The organism is Nocardia sp. SYP-A9097, from assembly GCF_009649815.1.
Lineage (GTDB): Bacteria > Actinomycetota > Actinomycetes > Mycobacteriales > Mycobacteriaceae > Nocardia.
In genome coordinates this window covers 1-17,174 of the sequence record NZ_WJIC01000013.1, presented here as the reverse complement: position 1 = coordinate 17,174, position 17,174 = coordinate 1, and the positions used below count along the sequence as shown (strand labels likewise).

Here is a 17,174-nt window from a genome sequence, read left to right as displayed (position 1 = left end):
AACCGGTCGAATGGCCCGAATCGGGCTCCTGCGCGGCCGCCGGCGAGTAGTTTTCGGTCGTGGCGGACTACATCATCATCGGTTCCGGGAGCGCCGGAGCCATTATCGCTCGCAGACTCGCCGACACCGGCGCCGCCGTCACGCTGATCGAGGCGGGTCGGCGTGACAACACCAGGCTGGTACGCAAACCCGGCCTGATCGGCCCGATGCACAGCGTGCCCCAACTGAAGAAGAAGATCGATTGGGGCCACTACACCGTCGAGCAGAAGCATGCGCTGGGCCGCACCATCCCGCAGACGCACGGCAAAGTGGTCGGTGGTTCGAGCTCTGTCAACGGCATGGTGTTCGTGCGCGGCAACCGGCGCAACTTCGACGATTGGGCCGCGGAAGGCAACACGGGCTGGTCGTATGACGACGTGCTGCCGAGCTTCAAGAAGTTCGAATCCTTCGAGGACGGCGCGAACCAGTTCCGTGGTGACGCCGGTCCGATCAAGGTGATCCGCGCCCGCGATCTGACGCCCGCCTCCGAATCGTTCATGCGAGCGCTGACCGAAACCACCGGCGTAGCAAGCAATCCCGACTACAACGGGGCGGAACAGGAAGGCGTTTCGCTGTTCCAGCAGAGCAACAGCGACGGGTTGCGTTACAGCACCTCGGTCGGATATCTCGACGATCGCCCGAAAAACCTTATGGTGCTGCCGAATACACAGGTGGTGCGCATCCTGATCGAGAACGGCCGGGCGACCGGCGTGGAGTACCGGACCGAGCACGGAATCGAAGTATTGCGGGCCGAGCGTGAGGTGATCGTCAGCGCGGGCACCTTCGGCTCCGCACAACTGCTCATGCTCTCGGGCATCGGACCGGCCGACCATCTACGCGCCTTCGGTATCGACGTCGTCGCCGACCTCCCGGTGGGCGACAACCTCCACGACCATCTGTTCGTTCCGATGACCTTCGCCATGCCGACCGCCGTGAACCGGTCCTCACCAGGGTATTTCGCCCGCGCGTTGGTGCGAGAGTCGTTGCGCAACAACAGCACCTGGCTGGCGCGCAGCGTATTCGAAGTGGTTTCCTTCCTGCGCACCCCGCACGCGGCAGGCGCACCCGACCTGCAGCTGCACGTGCTGCCGTGGGGATATCCCGACCCGAATCAGGATGCCCCGATTCGCCACACCCCCGATCCGCGGCGGTCACTGACGATTCTGGTGACGATGATCTATCCGCGGAGTCGTGGCACCTTACGACTGACCTCGGCCGACCCCACCGCGGCACCCGCCATCGACCCCAACTATCTCGCCGAACAGCGCGATCTCGACACGCTGGTATACGGGATGGAGCTGACCCGGGAAGTCATGGGCGCCAAGTCGATTCGCGACGCGGTGGACACCGAGATCTCCCCCGGTCCGCAATACCCCGCCCGGGCGGATCTGGCGGCCGAGGTCCCGAACCGGGCAACCACCGTCTACCACCCCGTCGGCACCTGCCGCATGGGTGTGGACGAACGCGCGGTGGTGGACCCGACATTGCGCGTACGCGGCGTGCTGGGACTACGGGTCGCGGACGCGTCGATCATGCCCAGCATCGTCGGCGGCAACACCAACGCCGCCACCATGATGATCGGCGAACACGCCGCCTCACTCATCCTGGGCTGAACCGCTGGTGGCGAATCCGCTGTTGCACATCGACTTTCACCGGCTGTCGTGCATCGAGTCATTCAGTTGGGCACCGTTACCCGGCGGCGCGCAGCAGGCCGTGCGCGGCCACCGAGGCCACCAATTCGCCGGTGCGCGTGAAGATTTGGATTCGCTCGAACATCCGGCCGGCGCCCGCGAATGGGCTCTCACAGCGCAGCAATAGCCAGTCGTGCAGGGTGAACGGGCGGTGGAAGGTGATGGTCTGCGAGAGCATGGCCGCTGCCCCGCGGCCGCCGCGTCGGATCATCTCGGCCTGCGGATACGGGCGCATCGCGACCGGGCCGAGGAAACCCTCGCTGGCGTGAGCCAGTAGCGCGCGGGCGATCCCGGGTAGGTCGGGTGCCTTCTCGCAGCGCATCCATACGTCCAGTGTCGGCGGGCCCGCGAGGTCGAGAGCCACCGCGGCGGCTCCGCCGATCGTGCGAACTTCCCAGGGCAGCAGCGCACATGGCAGGTCCGCGCACTCCTCCGGCCCGGGTACGTCCGCGACCGCGCCGTGCGCGAGGAAGTCGGGTTCGTCGACGCTGAGCATGACCAGCACTCGTGCGTGCTCGCGCCCGTCCTGCTGGAACGACACTTGTACGGTCGCCAGCGCCCGCCCCGACTGCACGACCTCGACCTCGACATCGACTTCGCGATCGGCGTACCCGCCGCGCGGGAAGACACCGTGCAGGGATTGCACCGCCATGTGCGGCACCGTGCGTTCGGCGGCGACCACGGCCTGCGCGAGGGTCTGGCTGCCCAAGGTGGTCGGCAGTGTCGAGGTCACGTTCCGTGCGCGGAATCGTCCCGGCCCGACCGCACCGAGGTCGAGCACTTCGAGGAGGTCGGCCAGGTCGATGACCGGCCACAGATCGGTTCCACCAGCCATCGCGAAATGCTCACACACACATCCGATTCCGGAAAATCCGAGTAGCGGTGAGTGGGACCGCCATTCCGCTGAGCCGCCTGGTTCTCCTCCAGCCGCACCGCCGTCCCGGCGAGTTTGTCAGCGGCTTCGGCAAATACGACACCGAGTGCGGCACGCGCTCCGTCCTCGTTCTCCGATGCGGTGAGCAGCGCCGGGCCGTACGGCGCTATGACTTCCCAGATCTGAGGATGCAGTCTGGCGGCGATGGCGAGTAACTTGCTGTAACTCATGACGATCACTGCTCCCGTGGTTGCTTCCACAATCAGCGTGGACCGCTGTCACCTGCGTGTATCGAGTAGCGAACTACGCGAATCGGACTGATCTGGGTGACCGGGGCGCGCCGAGGGCGTCATGGCAGGAGGATCGACTCCGTGAATCAACCATCGAGATCGGCGAGGCAACCCTCGAACGCGCTGCTGGTCATTTCCGCGGTGTGCGCGGTCGCCGTTGCCGGTCTGCTTCTGGTCACGGTCCTCGTCAGCGCCACCGGCGGCGGCACCGCGAACTCCAAAGCGGCTGCACCCCAGCCACAATCGTCTGTCGCACCTATTCCGGCACCCGCCGCGCCCATCCCCGCGGCGACCGAATCGAGCTTGGCGCCCCCGGCTCCCACCCTGGCGCCCGCCGAATCGAGGCTCGACCCGGCGACCGTGGCGGCCGCACTCCCGTCGGTGCTGCGCAAGAGCTACGGGATCGCCGATGTCGAGGACGCCAGCTGCCCGGACTCGATGCCCGCTCGGGTCGGCGCGGTGTACGACTGCACCCTGACGATCGGCGGTGAGAACAAGACGGTATCGGTCCGGGTGACCACTCGCCAAGGCACCTACGAGGTGGGCAGGCCCTCCTGACATAGTCCGGAAGTGGTTCGGACTCAGTCGGTTTCGGTGGCGGGGCCGAACCACCTCGGCAGGTGGGCGAACAGGTCCCGCTGATCCGCGCCGGCCCATGCCACATGGCCGTCGGGTCGCAGCAGTACCGCCGGGGCATCCAGTTCCTCGCTGACATCCACGATGCGGTCGACCCGGTCGGACCAGCCCGCCACCGAGAGGCTGCCCGTCTGATCGAGTAGTAGTCCGCGGCCTCGACGCATCAGTTCGTAGAGGCGGCCGTGCTTCAAGGCGATGTCTCGCAACCGTTTCCCGAGCAGGGCGTGGCCTTCACCGAAGTCGTAGTGCACCGACAGGGCGGTGATCTTCTCGGTCAGGTAGCGGCTCACCTCGTCGAACTCCATCAGCTCCGCGACCAGTCGGCGGACCGCCTGAGAGTCCGGATCCGGGGACATCAGCACCTTCTGTGCGCGGGTGTTGTCCAGGACAGCGGCGGCAACCGGACGCCGTTCGCTCTCGTAGCTGTCCAGCAGGGTCTCCGGCGCCCAGCCGTTGATCTCCGCAGCCAGCTTCCAGCCGAGGTTGAACGCGTCCTGGATACCGAGATTCAGGCCCTGCCCACCCATCGGCGGGTGCACGTGCGCAGCATCGCCCGCCAGTAATACTCGGCCGACCCGGAACTGGTCGGCAAGCCGGGTGCCGTCACCGAAACGCGAGAGCCAACGCGGATCCCGCGCGCCGAAATCGGTCCCGGCGGTCGCCACCAGTTGCTGTTTCAACTCATCCAGCGTGGGCGGAACAGTGCGATCCTCGGCCACATCGGCGGCGGGCACGACCACGCGATACACCCCGTCGCCGAGAGGCCCTGCGCCGAAGAACAATTGGGTCTTGCGGACTTCGGTCATCACGGCGGTGATGGTCTCGGGATCAGCGGTCAATGTCAGTTCACCGAGCAAGCAGTCGGATCGACTGGGTTCGCCAGGGAACTCGACACCGAGCAACTTGCGTACGGTGCTGCGCCCGCCATCGCAGCCGACCAGGTAGCGCGCTCGCAGCCGAGTTCCATCTGCCAAGTCGACATCCACCCCCTGATCGTCCTGAGCAAACCCGACCACCTCGCACTCGCGCCGGATCTCGACGCCGAGTTCGATGGCATGCGCGGTCAACAGTCGTTCGGTGACCGGCTGCGGAATGCCCAGCACATACGCGTGCGCAGTATCGAGCCGCTCCGGCTGCGGCTTCGCAATCCCCGCGAAGAACCCACCCAGCGGATGCTGCTTCCCATGCTCGAGAAACCGCTTCAGCACCCCCCGCTGATCCATGATCTCAACACTGCGCGCATGCATCCCGAGCGACCGCACAATCTCAGTAGGCGCGGCATCCTTCTCCACCACAACCACCCGCACACCCTGCAACCGCAACTCACTCGCCAACCACAACCCGGTAGGACCACCACCGGCAACAATCACGTCGATCATGAAACCCCATTCGACTCAGATATCCGCAGGTACCGACCTCGGCTGCAGATTCTGCACCACCCCCGGGGCCTTGCCGCAAGCCCCGGGGTGCGATATATGTTGAAAGGGATAAGGAGTGAACGACCCTCCCCCTCGCTTTCAATCCCCCATCAAACGAACTTCCAATTGAGGCGCCTGTTGTGCGCCGGAGCGTAGCTGCGTCGGCCCGCTCTCGTATGTCGAGGGATTCGGTGCCATCGGTAATGTGTCCGCGTTCAGCGCAACGGATCCCGTGAGGGGGCGTGAATGGGTGTACCGGGCGAATTTCGATTGGAGTCTTCTGCGGTGTGTCGAGCCGACTCCCTGGTGAAATCCAGGAGGTCTTGCGCGAGGCGGGCGGCGTGGGTCAGGTATAGGCCGTGGGGGGCGTTTTCGTAGATTTTCAGGCTGGCGTTCGGGAGAAGTTCGGAAAGGGGTTCGGCGGAGATTTCGGCTGCTACGGATGCGTCCATGTCGCCGTGGATTATCAAGGTGGGCAGGGTTATTGCGGGGAGTTCGGGGCGGAAGTCGGTCTCGATTATCGAGTGGTTGCAGGCGAGCATTGCGTGTAAGGGGACGGACATCATGGAGCTCAGGGTCCAGGCTTGAACATGTTGGGAGACAATGCGGTTGGGGAGGGTTTCGCCGAAGTAGGCGGGGGCGTTCTCGTGTAGCCAGGTGCCGAAGTCCTGTTTCCAAGAGGTTCGGATTTCTTCGACTGCGGCGGCGGGGACGCCGGACGGGTTGTCGGGAGTGGCCAGCATGAAGGGGAGGACCGGGCCTATCAGGACCAGCCGGCGGGTTCGGGCGGTGCTGTGGCGGGTGAGGTAGCGGACGATCTCGCCGGTGCCCATGGAGTGGCCGACCAAGCTGGCGTCGTATAGGTCCAGGTGGGTGAGGACGGCGCTGAGGTCGTCGGCGAGGGTGTCGTAGTCGTAGCCGTGGCCGGGGTCGTCGGAGCGGCCGTGCGAGCGGCGATCGTAGGAGATTACGCGGAAGCCGTTTTCCACGAGATCGGTTGTTTGATATTGGAATTCGGTGCTGTCGAGGCCCCAGGCGGAGCAGAAGACGATTGGGCGGCCGGTGCCGCGGTCACGGTAGAAGAGGGTGGTGCCGTCGTGTGAATCGAGGAAAGGCATTGGGGGTGAGTCCTTTTCGTGTCGGTGGTCCTGATCGGCCGCTGTCACAACACTCGGTGGTACCGCAGTGGGAGGGTCAACCGCTGATGCGAGGGCAGACTCTCCCCTCAGGGGAGACAGCAGAATGGTGGACATGCTGTCGATCGGGGACTTCGCACGCGCCACCCATATGACCGTCAAGACACTGCGGCACTATCACCGGATCGGGTTGCTCGAACCCGCCGGAGTGGACACGAGTACCGGGTATCGGCAGTACACCGCCGAGCAGATCCCCATCGCGCAGGTGATTCGCCGGTTTCGGGATTTGGATATGCCCCTCGAAGGGATTCAAGCGGTGCTCAGCGCACCTGACCTATCCACCCGCAATGAACGGATCACCGCACATCTGGTCCGGCTCGAGGATGAGCTCACTCGCACACAGCGAGCGGTCACCTCACTGCGAAACCTGCTCGCGCCCGGTACTTCCGAGAAGACACCGGCGATCGACCTACGGGCCGTTCCCGCCACACCGGCCGCAGTCATCACCGAGGTCGTGGACGCGGAGCATTCGGTGGCCTGGTTGCAGGGCGCCCTGGGCGAGCTGTCGGCGACGCTGCTCGCACAGCAGCTTCCGGCGGCCGGACCGGCGGGCGGAATCTTCAGCGACAGCTTGTTCACCGAACACCGTGGGCAGGTCACGATTTTCATCCCCTGCACCGGCAAGCTCCGCCCGCTGGGCCGGGTCACCGCCGCCGAAATCCCCGCGGCGGAGCTGGCGATCATCGAACACGCGGGCGCACCGACCGAGGTGGATCGTGCATACGGGGCGCTCGCCGATTTCGTCACCCGCCATGCCCTCGCCGTCGACGGTCCGATCCGCGAGTACTACCTCATCGGTCAGCGCGACACCTTGGACACCGCACGCTGGCGCACCGAGATCTGCTGGCCGGTGTTCCGGGTCGGGGCCACGCACCCGGTGCCCTAGACTCGGCGAGGTGTCCACCGACTCCGCCGCGCCCACCCTCGGCGGTCGGCAGGCGCGCTGGCAACCACATAATGACGAGCGGCGCGAACGGATTATTGCCGCTGCCATCGAACTGCTCGACGAGAACCCGCCGGGCGGCGAAGCGTCCATGCAGCAGATCGCCGAACGCGCCGGGCTTGCCAAATCCGTGGTGTACCGGCAGTTCTCGGGGCGGGATGAGCTGGATCGTCAGGTGCGCAGCGCGATCTGCGGCGAGTTCGCGGCCACGGTCGACGTCGCCCTGGATATCGGTGCTGGGTCGATTCGCGTGATACTGGTGCGTGCGGTCGGTGCGGTGGTCGACTGGATCGCCGAACATCCGCGCCGCGACGAATTCGTGCGGCGCGGGCCCGGCGTCGGCGATCCGGGCAATATCTCCGCCATGGTCGGACTTCAGGCCGAAATTGCCAGTCGGGCACGGCAATTGGTCTCCGGACTGGCCGGGGTGGTCGGCGTCGCGGACGAACCCGCCATCGACACCATGACCTTCGCCATCGTCACCATGACCGAATCGACCGTGAACCGCTGGACCCGGGATCCCGATCCAGCGCTGACCCGGACCCAACTCGTCACGGCGGTAGCCGGTTACGCCTGGAGTGTCCTGGACGGCGTCGCCCGCGAACACCAGCTCACCCTGGACCCGGATCGCCCGCTGCTCACTGTGCTGGGCGAACTCGCAGCGGGGACCCCGGCTCGATCAGCCCACAGCTGACCCCTTGTCATACAACGATATTCCGAGTCACAGGCGTTCGTAGAACCCGTCTATGCGGCCGCGGGCGTGGGCGCGGGCGGCGGCCAATACGGCTCGAGGCTTGGCTTTTTCGGGCGATTTCCCGCCGATAAGGGTCAGCGGGTCGGTCAATGCGAATATCTGGAAGACATAGCGGTGCGGGCCGTGACCGGCGATCGGGGCTGGGCCCGCATAACCGCGACCCCAGCCGGACCGCAGTATGCGTACACCCGGCACGGAGGTATCCGAAGCCAATGCGCCGCTGGGCAATTCGGCGACCGTGGGATCGACCAGTGCGACACAGTGCACGAACGGCACTGCGGTGGGGGCGTCCGGATCCTCGACGACCACCAGCAATTGGGCCGTCCCGGCGGGGATCCCGGCCCAGGCCAGTGCCGGGGAAATATCGCCACCGCCGATTCGCTTCGAGGCATGGACGACATCCAGCGGTTCCTCATGGGCGAAGTCGGCGCTAAAAATCTCGAAAACCTTGTCCGCCGCGAGATTCGGCATGTTCCACGCCATCGCGCTCTCCCCCGCATGCCGGTTCTTCAAGATTGTGCCGAGCAATGACATCGAATTCTCCTTGGCGAATAGGGTTTTCAGAGCTTGCGCGCGGCGGCAGGAGTCAGCGGCGGCTTCGCGAACCGCCAGATCTCCTCGGCGGCATCGAATTCCATGGTCGAGACGGCACCCGGATACCCGGACCACTCGGCCGGGACCGGGAGTCCGGGCCAGGTGTGTCCGCCACCGAATACCGTCCATTCGACGACCTCGGTACCACCGACACCACCGCTCATCCGGCGGCGGTCGGAGAATTCGGTGCGGCGGGTCTCGCCAATGGGAGAGCAGTCGTCGCGCTCGCGCCACCACGCGGCGCTCTCCGCCAATCCCCAAGTGCGGCCGCGTAGTTCACCATCGGTATCCCGGTGGCGCGAGTATCCGCCGGTGATCGGGGTGACGGGGTCGGCATCGCCATTGATGAGCATCGCCGAGACAGCGTGGGTGGCCGTCCGGTCCGTCAGCGCCTCCGGCAGTCCACCGGCGACCGCGGCGAATACCGCCACCTGATCAGCGGCCTGCACGGCCATACGGTGGGACATGAACGCGCCGTTGGAGATTCCGGCGATGACGGCCCGGCCGGCCGGACTGCCGAACTCGGTCGCGAACCAGTCGATCACGGTGCACAGGAAGCCGACATCGTCGACACCCGCCGTATCGGCGGTGGTGACGCCGCGGCCATCGGCCCAGCAACCGTCCCAGCCGTCCGGGTAGGCGACCGCGATTCCCCATTCATCGGCGCGCGCGGCGAATCGTGCCCAGTCGCGCGGGGATCGGTCCGGAGTGCCGGATCGGTTGCCGTGCAATACCAGCACCAGCGGTGCGTTGTCGCAGGACGGCGTATGTACGGCGAAGGTACGAGTGCGGCTATCGCATTTCAGTCTCACTTCGAGCAGGTCTGGGCCCACCTACCAGCCATCCTTCCGCAGGAATACAGTCAAACTGCGCAGTTTTCCTGTACTCTAATGAATCGTGAGCGAATGGACAAGCGACTGCGGACATTTGGCGGACGAGCTGCAGGCCGTGGTCGGTGCTCTGGTTCGACAGATGCGGGCGGCGTCACCGGACCGGGAACTGCCCCTGTCCCAGGTCTCGATACTCAAGCGCCTGGACCGCGAGGGGTCAGCGACCGTCGCCGATCTCGCGCGCGCCGACAAGATTCGCCATCAGTCGGCGGCCACCACCGTTGCGGCCCTGGCTGATCGCGGTCTACTGCGCCGCACCCCCGACCCCGCCGACCAGCGCCGCAAACTCCTCGAGATCACCGCAGCAGGCCGCGCGCTACTCTCCGAACGCCGCGAAGCCGGCTCCGGCCGACTCGCCACCCTCATCGAGGGCCGCCTGACCGCCACCGAACAGGGTCGGCTCGCGGACTGTCTGCCACTGCTGTATCGACTCCTCGAGTAGTGCGGTTCAGGCGGTGCGGCGGTCGGGTTCGCTGCGATAGCGCGACGGCGGGCCGTCGATGTGCAGGCGCGACCATAGTTGGCGGGCAATGGGATTCATCAGGCCGAGGTCGTGGGCGAGGGAACGCATATCGCCGAAATAGCCGGACAGGATGCGACGCGAGTGCGGGGCATCCCAGAAGGCTTCGCGCATCACCTCATCCGGGATGTCGAAGCGGCGGGCGAAGGATTTCGGCGGGGCCATGATCTCCCCTGCCAGCCAGCGCATGGCGACCGGGAACGCGACCGAACACACCGCGCGGCCCGCGGTGCCCATGCGGGAGATGTGGGCGGTGAGGAAGTCTCCGGCGAAAGAGATGTGCCGGGCCTCCTCGGCGATGTGAATCTCCATGGTGCGCAAGACCGCCGGGGGAACATTGCCGCCGTGGCGGATGAGCGCCTTCTGATAATGGTCGATCGGCTCCTCGCCGCCGAGTACCCCGATGAACAGGATGACGTGCGCGTATCCGCCCGCGACGCCGATGAACGGGGACAGCATCCGGAACAGTGGTCGCATACCGGGCACATCCACGCCGATGCGGTTCACCAGTTCCTGGAACATCTGAATGTGGTTGCACTCCTCGGTCATTTCGTGGAGGCAGTAGCGGAACTCCGGCGAACCGTTCGGGAGTTTCATGAGGTACTGCATCATTCCGCGAATGAGGACGCTCTCGAAGGCCGCGCCGACCTTGATGACATTCGCGATGCGCCAGCGGCCGATCTCGATCTGCCGTTCCAGGGGCAGGCCGCGATACCACTCGGTCGCGCCGAGCGGATCGTATTCGGGGGCCAGTATCCAGCGAGGATCGTTCGGTTCGAGCGCGAAATCCGGTGCGTCCCAATCGATATCGAGATAGGGGTCGAATTTTCGGTGTACCGAACCGTCGGACAGGGTGGCCAGCGCCGCGCGGTAGTCGGCGTCGAAGAAGTCGGTGCGAACCGAATCTGACAGCGTCATCGATGTCTCCTCAGGCGATCGGGTGGCGGTGGGCCACCTGACCATTCGAGGATATATGGGACTCTCGGTCCCACACAATAGTTCGGTGGATCGTGTCAGCGGCGATCTCGGAAGGTGCGGCGCAGGTCCGCGACCCACTCGTCGGGGATCTCCCAGGGGATGAAGTGCCCGCCGTACTCGTGTGCGGTCAGGTTGATGTGGTTGTACCAGGCGGCTCGATCGGTCTGGAGGAAGTGCTCGACCCGCTTGTCGGTGGTCACGCCGGGCGGATTTTCGTGCGCGACGAAGGTGATGCCGGCGGGTGCCTCGATCGCCGGCTGCCGATCGTGCGACGGCGTCCATGGATAGCGGTTGTGGTTGGCGTAGATCCGCATCGAGCTGCCGATCGAATTGGTGACCCAGTAGATGGTGGCGTGGGTGAGCAGCTCGTCCTTGGTGAAGACGCTTTCGATATCGCCGTGATTCTCACTCCAGGCGGTCCAGCGCTCCAGAATCCAGGAGAGCATGCCCGCCGGTGAATCCGACAGGCTGTGCGCGAGGGTGCTCGGGGCGAGCATGTGCGCGGCCAGGTGGACGGCAAAACGCTTCTCCAACTCCAGGATTCGAGCGTGTGCGTCGGCGGGCAGGCCCTCGGGAATCGGGCGGCTGCCGGTGATATCCCAGGCGCGTTCACCATTGAACATATCGAGCCGCTGACCCGAACCGATGTGGATGCCGTACAGCTCATCGGCGTACTTGTGGCCCAGCTGGCCGGTGACCAGCGCGCCCACATCGCATCCGGCGGCGGCGTACTTCTCATAGCCGAGGACCTCGGTCATGAGTGTGTGCCAAATATCGGCGACCTTCCAGAAATTCAGATCCGGACGGTCGGGTACGGGGGTGGAGAAACCGAATCCGGGGAAGGATGGGACGATCACGTCGAAGGCTTCAGCTGGATCGCCGCCGTGCGCGCCCGGATCCGCCAGCGGGTCGACGACTTTGGACCAGTGCCAGAAGGTCCAGGGCCAACCGTGCGTGAGGATCAAGGGCGTCGGGTCGGGTCCGACACCGGGTATGCGCATGAAATGCACTGGCACGCCATCGATTTCGACCCGATAGTGCTCGTACTCGTTGATCTCGGCTTCGGCTTGTCGCCAATCGAACTCGGTACGCCAGTAGTCGACCAGCTCGTGCAGGTAGGCGCGCGGCACACCATAGGACCCGTCGGCGTTGCCCGTGTCGTCGGACCAGCGGGTCAGCGCCAATCGCTGACGTAGATCGTCGAGCACCTCGTCCGGTACGTGAATTGGCGGCTGCCGCAAGGGAAATGAACGTCCCTGCCGACCGGTTTCGATGCTCAAGCTCAGCTCCTCCGTCTGTTGCGAGTCCTCCTGCCCGACCCTACCGAGGCCGGAATCATCGGCCCCGCGATGGTGTGACAGTGCCGTAATTGCCCGACTTCCAAGGCACGCACGGCGTTTCCGGAACCGGCCGTGCACCGGCAGCGGGACGAAATCGCCACCGGCAAGCCATTGGTTCGCGGTCCGGCCCGGGGTCCGGATGATCGGCGGATCCGGCGCGTCCACCAGGATCACCCGATCGGTTTGTCCGCGGGCCCGCGCGGCGGCCGCCAGCTGCGGGATATCGGTGATCGGAGTCCGCCGCGCCGGTAGACCAGGCATGCGGAAGGTTCCGGCAGGGTCCGCCCCGAAGGCGGATACCCTCCGGCCCGCCGACATCGCCGAGCCCTGCGCCCACTCTGGCAGCATCCCACGGCTTGACACGGCAGTCCATAAGCGCCCCACCAGCGCGGATCAGGTTCCATGGCGACGGTTCAGCGGCTCCCCGAAGATCGGTCATCGAGCCTGTCCCGAGGTTGATGGGCCACGGAGATCGAGTGCGGCGGTGGAGGGCACCGCTGGATTTTCTCGGCGTGTCCCTCGTGCCGCGCCGGACGACGAGAAAATTCGCTGCCGGGGTGGAGATTCCGGGTCCGCCGCACGTTCTGTGTAGTGAGGCCGCCCCCTTGCGGCCTCGCGGCCCGTAACGCGCCGCACCTGCTGTGGCCGGTGCGGGTTGTTCCGGACACCGTGACGAGAAGTTGGAGGTACGACATCGTGCTGGTTGAAGAACCACCGTCGATGTGCAACCAGCAGGGCGATCCAAGTACGGAAGGACCGCCCTATAAGGAAAAGTTCGCGCAGTTCGTCGCTCAGACCCAGGACAAGCTATATCGCCGCGCGTTCTATCTCTGCGATAACAACGACCTGGCCCAGGACCTCGTGCAGGAAGCGTACATGCGCGTGTACAAAAGCCGGGGAGATCTGACCATGCGCTATGTCATCACCGCGCTCAATACGTCGTGGTATGACTATTTGAGGATGACTCAGCGCCGACCACTGGAGAATCTCGTATGTGACCTCCCGGAATTCGCCGAACTTCCTGAAACCCGGACCGAGATCGATGCCGAATTGCACGCCGCGATCGGTGAACTTCCGGAGAAAATGCAAGCGGTCGTATTCCTCCACCACTACCAGGACATGAAACCGGCGGAGATCGCTCACCATGTGGATCTGCGCCCGGATCAGGTCAGCCGTTATCTCAATCGTGCCCGGACGAAAATCCGTGCGCGGCTCCGCGACCTTGTTCGCGCCGCCCCGCACGAGCATTGACATCAGGGCCCCTATTTATCAAAAAGCGGGAAGGGAAACCGTGGACGTTGAAAAGCGCCTCGCTGCGGATGCCCGATACATTGACGAACAGATGGCAAAAGTGAATTTCGACGCCCTGTACGCGAGGATCATGGCAGCCGCGGACGACCTCGACAACTCCGAGTGACCCAACCCTCCAACCATGGACAGGGCGCGGACCGGGCGCTACACAACCGGCTGCGCCCAGTCCCTGGGGCCGACCCTAACGGCCCGGAGGGTAATCCATTTGAGGGTTGAAGAATGGCCACACGGCCGAGGAATGCAGGTTGAAAGGATATTTAGCGCCTCTGACGGGAGTGCCGTACACACTCGGACGTCAAGAATAGAAGGCGAGATACATCAAGATTGACCCAACAGCTCGGACGGAACCGGAAACAAGGGGAATCGTTCGGAGAAGCCGCGAGTTTCCCCGAACGGATATGAGGTAGTAACTGAATTTTTACAACCACCATGAAAGGTTATCAATGCACTCGCTCTCAGTAATCGGTGTACCCGTCGTGACCGCACTTGTCTTTCTCGTCGCATTCGGCGCATTACTGCTAAACGCAGTGGTGGACCGATATGGGCTCTTGAACGATAATTTCGCCGCATACCGCGTCGATCGATCGGCGGATAGGACCTGACCTGAGTGATATCCCAGTAGTCTGATGTCCTACCGGTAAATAGGGAGAGGCAGGGACCGATCGGTACTCGGTTCCTGCCTCTCCTGCGTTGTCAGAGAGCTCCCGTTTCCTGGAGCTTGATCACCGTGTTGAAGATGAGCACGGTTATACCGCCCGCGCCGGTCCCGGTGGCCCAGATCAAGCGCAGAACCTTATAGGCGTCGGCGCGTTTCCCGGCATCGGGGCAGGAGATCGCCACGTGCGCCGAATAGGCCACGAGCACCCCCACGAAGACGACATAACCGATAACGAACCAGAACAGCATATGCACCCTTTCGAAATCGACCGTCGACGATAAAGAACGTCCGCTCGATACCGAATCTCCACATACAGTCGCTCTCGAGGTGTCAGGGGCCGGAGCTCGGGCTCTCCGCCGATCAGACTCGGGTCCAGGCCCTGCGGTGGATGGCTATCCTCGCCGGTGTGAGTGAGGTTTCGGTGCGAGCAGTGACCGGCGGTGAGGTCGCGGCACGGTTGGAGGCGATCAGCACCCTCTACCAGCAGACATTCGCAGTACCACCGAACGTGGCCGAATCCCCCGCCGAGCACCGCGCGACGATGCTGAGCCTGCTCGCGAACCCCACTTTCGGCTGCGCGCTCGCCGCCGACAGCAACGGCGAGCTGATCGGCTTCGCCTACGGGCGCACACTGACCTCCGACCGCTGGTGGGAAGGACTACGCACCCCTGTCCCCGAAGGATTCACCACCGAATGGGACGGCCGAACCTTCGCGGTCATCGACATCGGTATCAGCCCACGATGGCGACGACACCACATCGGCACCCGGCTCATGGACACCCTGCTGGCCGCACGCCCCGAGCAGCGCGCCAGCCTGGGAATGATTCCGGCACTGGAGGATACGGCCGCGTTCTACGCGGCCACCGGATGGGAGCTGGTCGGTCGGCAGGACAGCCCCCGGATGCTGGCTGGACCTCACCGATATTCGATGTCTACGTGCGAGACCTGGGAACTCCCCGAAGCCGGGAAGCGACTGGGTGACAAGTACATTCGTTGCCGACCACGTGCGAGAGGATCTACCCCCGGCCCAGTTCGGTGCGCGCCACGTCGGTCCACTCGTACGCGCCGCGGTCGCGGTTGAGCTGGATCAGCGACACCGCAGTGATGTGGACCGTGGCCTGGACGTGCGCGTCCCCGCCGGTCACCAGTCGGCTGTGGATATCGCGGATCGAGGCCGCGCCGGTCGAGTAGGCCACGGTCAGGTGTGGGTGGAACACGGTGCCTCGCTCGGGCACGTTCTCGCTTCCCCACTCCTCACCGATCGCGTCCTGAAGGTCATCGCGGATCCCTGCCAATGGCGCGAGGTCTGCGATGGGTAGTTGATGGTTTCGCTGTCCACGATCGGCGGCCCGACCTGCAGCGTGAACGATGCGCGCGCGGCGAGCCTGCGACCGGCGGCCGCGACGATCCGGTCGATATCGCCCAGATCGACTTCGTCGGTGAAACCGATGCCATGGACCGTGATGTGCAGGCCCTGCTCGGCCACCGGTGCCATGGTGGGGATTTCGGACATGATCGGTGCGAACCTGGGAACCAGCGCGCGGATGGGTGAGTCCGGACCGAAGGTGATGTGCCAGGTGAAGAAGGACCGGCTCACCGACCAGCCCGGCCGCCACCACCAGTGATCGCGGGTGAGTTCGTCTTCCCCGAGCATCACGTTCCTTCCGTCAATCGGCCAGCGCGGGAACGAATCCGGGGTCCGCGTCCCGAGCGTACGCAGTCGCGGTGCACTCGGCCCCGGTCGTCGAAATTGCCTTGACAGTGCGAGATAGGCTGGAGCCCTTGCCTGTAGCAGGCCGAGGTCCCAGAAGACGAGAATCCGATGCCTCTGATGCAGGGTCAGCCTGCCGCCGATGACCGTGGACTGTTACCGATTCCGCCGGGGCCTGGTCGAGAGCAGTTGCGACGTAAGTACCGTGCGCTCGGAGACGCGATCAATCGGGTATGGTCGGCGACGGTGAACAGCGACGTGGCGATGGACCGCGACGGCTTCCACATCGACACCGAACAGGTATCGATCGATACCGCTGACGCCGTCACGCTTATTCGTACGATCGACTTGTCCATCAGCGAACTGTCGAGTCGGGTCGACCGCCGTCGCTACGAGGAGTTGCGGAACATTGACGCCGACGGCCGAGTGGTCCGCGGGCTAACGCTCATCCGCAACTCCGAGATCCATCGGCATGTACTGGTCGATATGGACACCGAGCGCCTGATCAGCGGGACGGGTATCTGCGCATGGCGTGTTTTCCCGCAGTGGAAGGCCTACTCCGATCTCCCCGCAGATGTACGCGTTCTCGGCCAGAATGAAAGCCGCGGACCCCATGACCGCTACCAGGACTCGGTAGAGGGCCGTCTGGTGATCGAGACCCTCATGGATGTCATGCGGTTCTTCGATCGATGCGATCCGACGCTGACCCGACGCAACGCCGACGGCGATATCGTGGGCTTTCCGCTCCACCCGTTCATCGAGCACACTTACGAGTGTCGGCACCCGTACGGCCTGCGCGCAGCCGAGATGAACGACGCCCTGCTCGACCGCTGGACCCTTATGGCACCGACTGGTCGGCTTCGGCAACTCCGCCGCGCGGTTTCGTACGGCGAGACGACCCTGTATGTGGGACTGACTGACCTCGGCCATCGTGCTGAATCGTTCGTCGAGTCGGCGGATCAGATCGCCTGGGATATCGCTGGCGGCTACTCCTACAGCGCTGTCACCAGAACTGGCCAGGTCATCGCCATTACCGAGCACCACCGAATGCTCATATCCGGTGCAATCCCGCTGACCGATATCGAATTGGCCGACACCGCAACGAATGCCACCGCGATGCTTGGTCTCAACGACGAGCAAATCCGGGCATGGTGGACCACCCAACTCAATGACGCGTTCCTCTACCGCACACACCGCCGCCCTTAGACGGCGTCTCACGTCGTCGAATTTGGTTTCTGGCGTGTCGTGATGGGTTGTGCTGCATGATGTTCGGCCGTGACCGACGAGTTGTCGCTGCGCCTGGTGCCCGACGAGCTGTGGGCGGTGGTCGA

19 protein-coding genes are annotated in these 17,174 nt (G+C 64.6%); 8 read left to right on the top strand and 11 right to left on the bottom strand.

Annotated elements, in window-relative coordinates:
• Positions 1-59: 59 nt before the first annotated feature.
• Positions 60-1,652, top strand: a complete 1,593-nt coding sequence (locus GFY24_RS43405) for an FAD-dependent oxidoreductase (protein ID WP_309231271.1) — start codon at positions 60-62, stop codon at positions 1,650-1,652.
• Between the two features lie 76 nt (positions 1,653-1,728).
• Here GFY24_RS43405 and GFY24_RS24225 read toward each other — a convergent pair whose 3' ends face one another.
• A complete protein-coding gene (locus tag GFY24_RS24225; protein ID WP_153807407.1) occupies positions 1,729-2,565 on the bottom strand; it encodes an acyl-CoA thioesterase II in 837 nt (278 codons plus the stop codon).
• Positions 2,460-2,834 (bottom strand): hypothetical protein, encoded by a 375-nt coding sequence (locus tag GFY24_RS24220; protein ID WP_153807406.1) that lies wholly within the window; start codon positions 2,832-2,834, stop codon positions 2,460-2,462. Before GFY24_RS24220 ends, GFY24_RS24225 begins: the two co-directional genes overlap by 106 nt.
• Before the next feature lie 141 nt (positions 2,835-2,975).
• Here GFY24_RS24220 and GFY24_RS43400 point away from each other — a divergent pair, with 141 nt between their 5' ends.
• Positions 2,976-3,452: a DUF4333 domain-containing protein gene (locus GFY24_RS43400; protein WP_194853005.1), complete on the top strand. Its 477-nt coding sequence runs from the start codon at positions 2,976-2,978 to the stop codon at positions 3,450-3,452.
• Between the two features lie 23 nt (positions 3,453-3,475).
• On the opposite strand, the gene rox is transcribed toward GFY24_RS43400, so the two are convergent.
• Positions 3,476-4,909, bottom strand: coding sequence for a rifampin monooxygenase (gene rox, locus GFY24_RS24210; RefSeq protein WP_153807404.1), 1,434 nt, complete (start codon positions 4,907-4,909; stop codon positions 3,476-3,478).
• A 254-nt stretch (positions 4,910-5,163) separates the two neighbouring features.
• Positions 5,164-6,066, bottom strand: a complete 903-nt coding sequence (locus tag GFY24_RS24205) for an alpha/beta fold hydrolase (RefSeq protein WP_194853004.1) — start codon at positions 6,064-6,066, stop codon at positions 5,164-5,166.
• 133 nt (positions 6,067-6,199) lie between these two features.
• On the opposite strand from GFY24_RS24205, the gene GFY24_RS24200 reads away from it, so the two are divergent.
• Together GFY24_RS24200 and GFY24_RS24195 are read left to right on the top strand one after the other, a co-directional pair.
• Positions 6,200-7,030, top strand: a complete 831-nt coding sequence (locus GFY24_RS24200; protein ID WP_228566611.1) for a MerR family transcriptional regulator — start codon at positions 6,200-6,202, stop codon at positions 7,028-7,030.
• A gap of 10 nt (positions 7,031-7,040) precedes the next feature.
• The gene (locus GFY24_RS24195; protein WP_194853014.1) at positions 7,041-7,781 is read left to right on the top strand and encodes a TetR/AcrR family transcriptional regulator; all 741 of its coding nucleotides are present in this window, start codon (positions 7,041-7,043) and stop codon (positions 7,779-7,781) included.
• Between the two features lie 27 nt (positions 7,782-7,808).
• On the opposite strand, the gene GFY24_RS24190 is transcribed toward GFY24_RS24195, so the two are convergent.
• Together GFY24_RS24190 and GFY24_RS24185 are read right to left on the bottom strand one after the other, a co-directional pair.
• Positions 7,809-8,375, bottom strand: a complete 567-nt coding sequence (locus GFY24_RS24190; protein ID WP_153807400.1) for a YbhB/YbcL family Raf kinase inhibitor-like protein — start codon at positions 8,373-8,375, stop codon at positions 7,809-7,811.
• A gap of 26 nt (positions 8,376-8,401) precedes the next feature.
• Positions 8,402-9,268, bottom strand: coding sequence for a PHB depolymerase family esterase (locus tag GFY24_RS24185; RefSeq protein ID WP_153807399.1), 867 nt, complete (start codon positions 9,266-9,268; stop codon positions 8,402-8,404).
• A 64-nt stretch (positions 9,269-9,332) separates the two neighbouring features.
• Between GFY24_RS24185 and GFY24_RS24180 the strand changes: the two genes are divergently transcribed.
• On the top strand, positions 9,333-9,767 hold the full coding sequence (locus tag GFY24_RS24180; RefSeq protein WP_153807398.1) for a MarR family winged helix-turn-helix transcriptional regulator: 435 nt from the start codon (positions 9,333-9,335) through the stop codon (positions 9,765-9,767).
• A gap of 6 nt (positions 9,768-9,773) precedes the next feature.
• Here the strand turns inward: GFY24_RS24180 and GFY24_RS24175 are convergent, their stop codons facing one another.
• Positions 9,774-10,763, bottom strand: a complete 990-nt coding sequence (locus GFY24_RS24175; RefSeq protein ID WP_153807397.1) for a diiron oxygenase — start codon at positions 10,761-10,763, stop codon at positions 9,774-9,776.
• A 95-nt stretch (positions 10,764-10,858) separates the two neighbouring features.
• A complete protein-coding gene (locus GFY24_RS24170; RefSeq protein WP_153807396.1) occupies positions 10,859-12,424 on the bottom strand; it encodes an epoxide hydrolase family protein in 1,566 nt (521 codons plus the stop codon).
• Positions 12,425-12,859: 435 nt separating this feature from the next.
• On the opposite strand from GFY24_RS24170, the gene GFY24_RS24165 reads away from it, so the two are divergent.
• Positions 12,860-13,414 (top strand): RNA polymerase sigma factor, encoded by a 555-nt coding sequence (locus GFY24_RS24165; RefSeq protein WP_153807395.1) that lies wholly within the window; start codon positions 12,860-12,862, stop codon positions 13,412-13,414.
• Positions 13,415-14,167: 753 nt separating this feature from the next.
• Here GFY24_RS24165 and GFY24_RS24160 read toward each other — a convergent pair.
• Positions 14,168-14,380: a hypothetical protein gene (locus tag GFY24_RS24160; protein ID WP_153807394.1), complete on the bottom strand. Its 213-nt coding sequence runs from the start codon at positions 14,378-14,380 to the stop codon at positions 14,168-14,170.
• Positions 14,381-14,538: 158 nt separating this feature from the next.
• Here GFY24_RS24160 and GFY24_RS24155 point away from each other — a divergent pair, with 158 nt between their 5' ends.
• Positions 14,539-15,213 (top strand): GNAT family N-acetyltransferase, encoded by a 675-nt coding sequence (locus GFY24_RS24155; RefSeq protein ID WP_194853003.1) that lies wholly within the window; start codon positions 14,539-14,541, stop codon positions 15,211-15,213.
• On the opposite strand, the gene GFY24_RS43810 is transcribed toward GFY24_RS24155, so the two are convergent.
• Positions 15,149-15,427: a 2'-5' RNA ligase family protein gene (locus GFY24_RS43810; protein ID WP_375336093.1), complete on the bottom strand. Its 279-nt coding sequence runs from the start codon at positions 15,425-15,427 to the stop codon at positions 15,149-15,151. The genes GFY24_RS24155 and GFY24_RS43810 overlap by 65 nt on opposite strands.
• Positions 15,331-15,645, bottom strand: coding sequence for a hypothetical protein (locus GFY24_RS24150; RefSeq protein WP_153807392.1), 315 nt, complete (start codon positions 15,643-15,645; stop codon positions 15,331-15,333). Before GFY24_RS24150 ends, GFY24_RS43810 begins: the two co-directional genes overlap by 97 nt.
• 444 nt (positions 15,646-16,089) lie before the next feature.
• Between GFY24_RS24150 and GFY24_RS24145 the strand changes: the two genes are divergently transcribed.
• Positions 16,090-17,049 (top strand): hypothetical protein, encoded by a 960-nt coding sequence (locus tag GFY24_RS24145; RefSeq protein WP_153807391.1) that lies wholly within the window; start codon positions 16,090-16,092, stop codon positions 17,047-17,049.
• Positions 17,050-17,174: the final 125 nt, after the last annotated feature.

Coding starts and splice junctions, on each gene's coding strand:
- GFY24_RS24225 (WP_153807407.1), bottom strand. CDS start 2,565: ATGGCTGGTGGAACCGATCTGTGGCCGGTCATCGACCTGGCCGACCTC.
- GFY24_RS24220 (WP_153807406.1), bottom strand. CDS start 2,834: ATGAGTTACAGCAAGTTACTCGCCATCGCCGCCAGACTGCATCCTCAG.
- rox (WP_153807404.1), bottom strand. CDS start 4,909: ATGATCGACGTGATTGTTGCCGGTGGTGGTCCTACCGGGTTGTGGTTG.
- GFY24_RS24205 (WP_194853004.1), bottom strand. CDS start 6,066: ATGCCTTTCCTCGATTCACACGACGGCACCACCCTCTTCTACCGTGAC.
- GFY24_RS24200 (WP_228566611.1), top strand. CDS start 6,200: ATGCTGTCGATCGGGGACTTCGCACGCGCCACCCATATGACCGTCAAG.
- GFY24_RS24190 (WP_153807400.1), bottom strand. CDS start 8,375: ATGTCATTGCTCGGCACAATCTTGAAGAACCGGCATGCGGGGGAGAGC.
- GFY24_RS24175 (WP_153807397.1), bottom strand. CDS start 10,763: ATGACGCTGTCAGATTCGGTTCGCACCGACTTCTTCGACGCCGACTAC.
- GFY24_RS24170 (WP_153807396.1), bottom strand. CDS start 12,424: ATGCCTGGTCTACCGGCGCGGCGGACTCCGATCACCGATATCCCGCAG.
- GFY24_RS24160 (WP_153807394.1), bottom strand. CDS start 14,380: ATGCTGTTCTGGTTCGTTATCGGTTATGTCGTCTTCGTGGGGGTGCTC.
- GFY24_RS24150 (WP_153807392.1), bottom strand. CDS start 15,645: ATGTCCGAAATCCCCACCATGGCACCGGTGGCCGAGCAGGGCCTGCAC.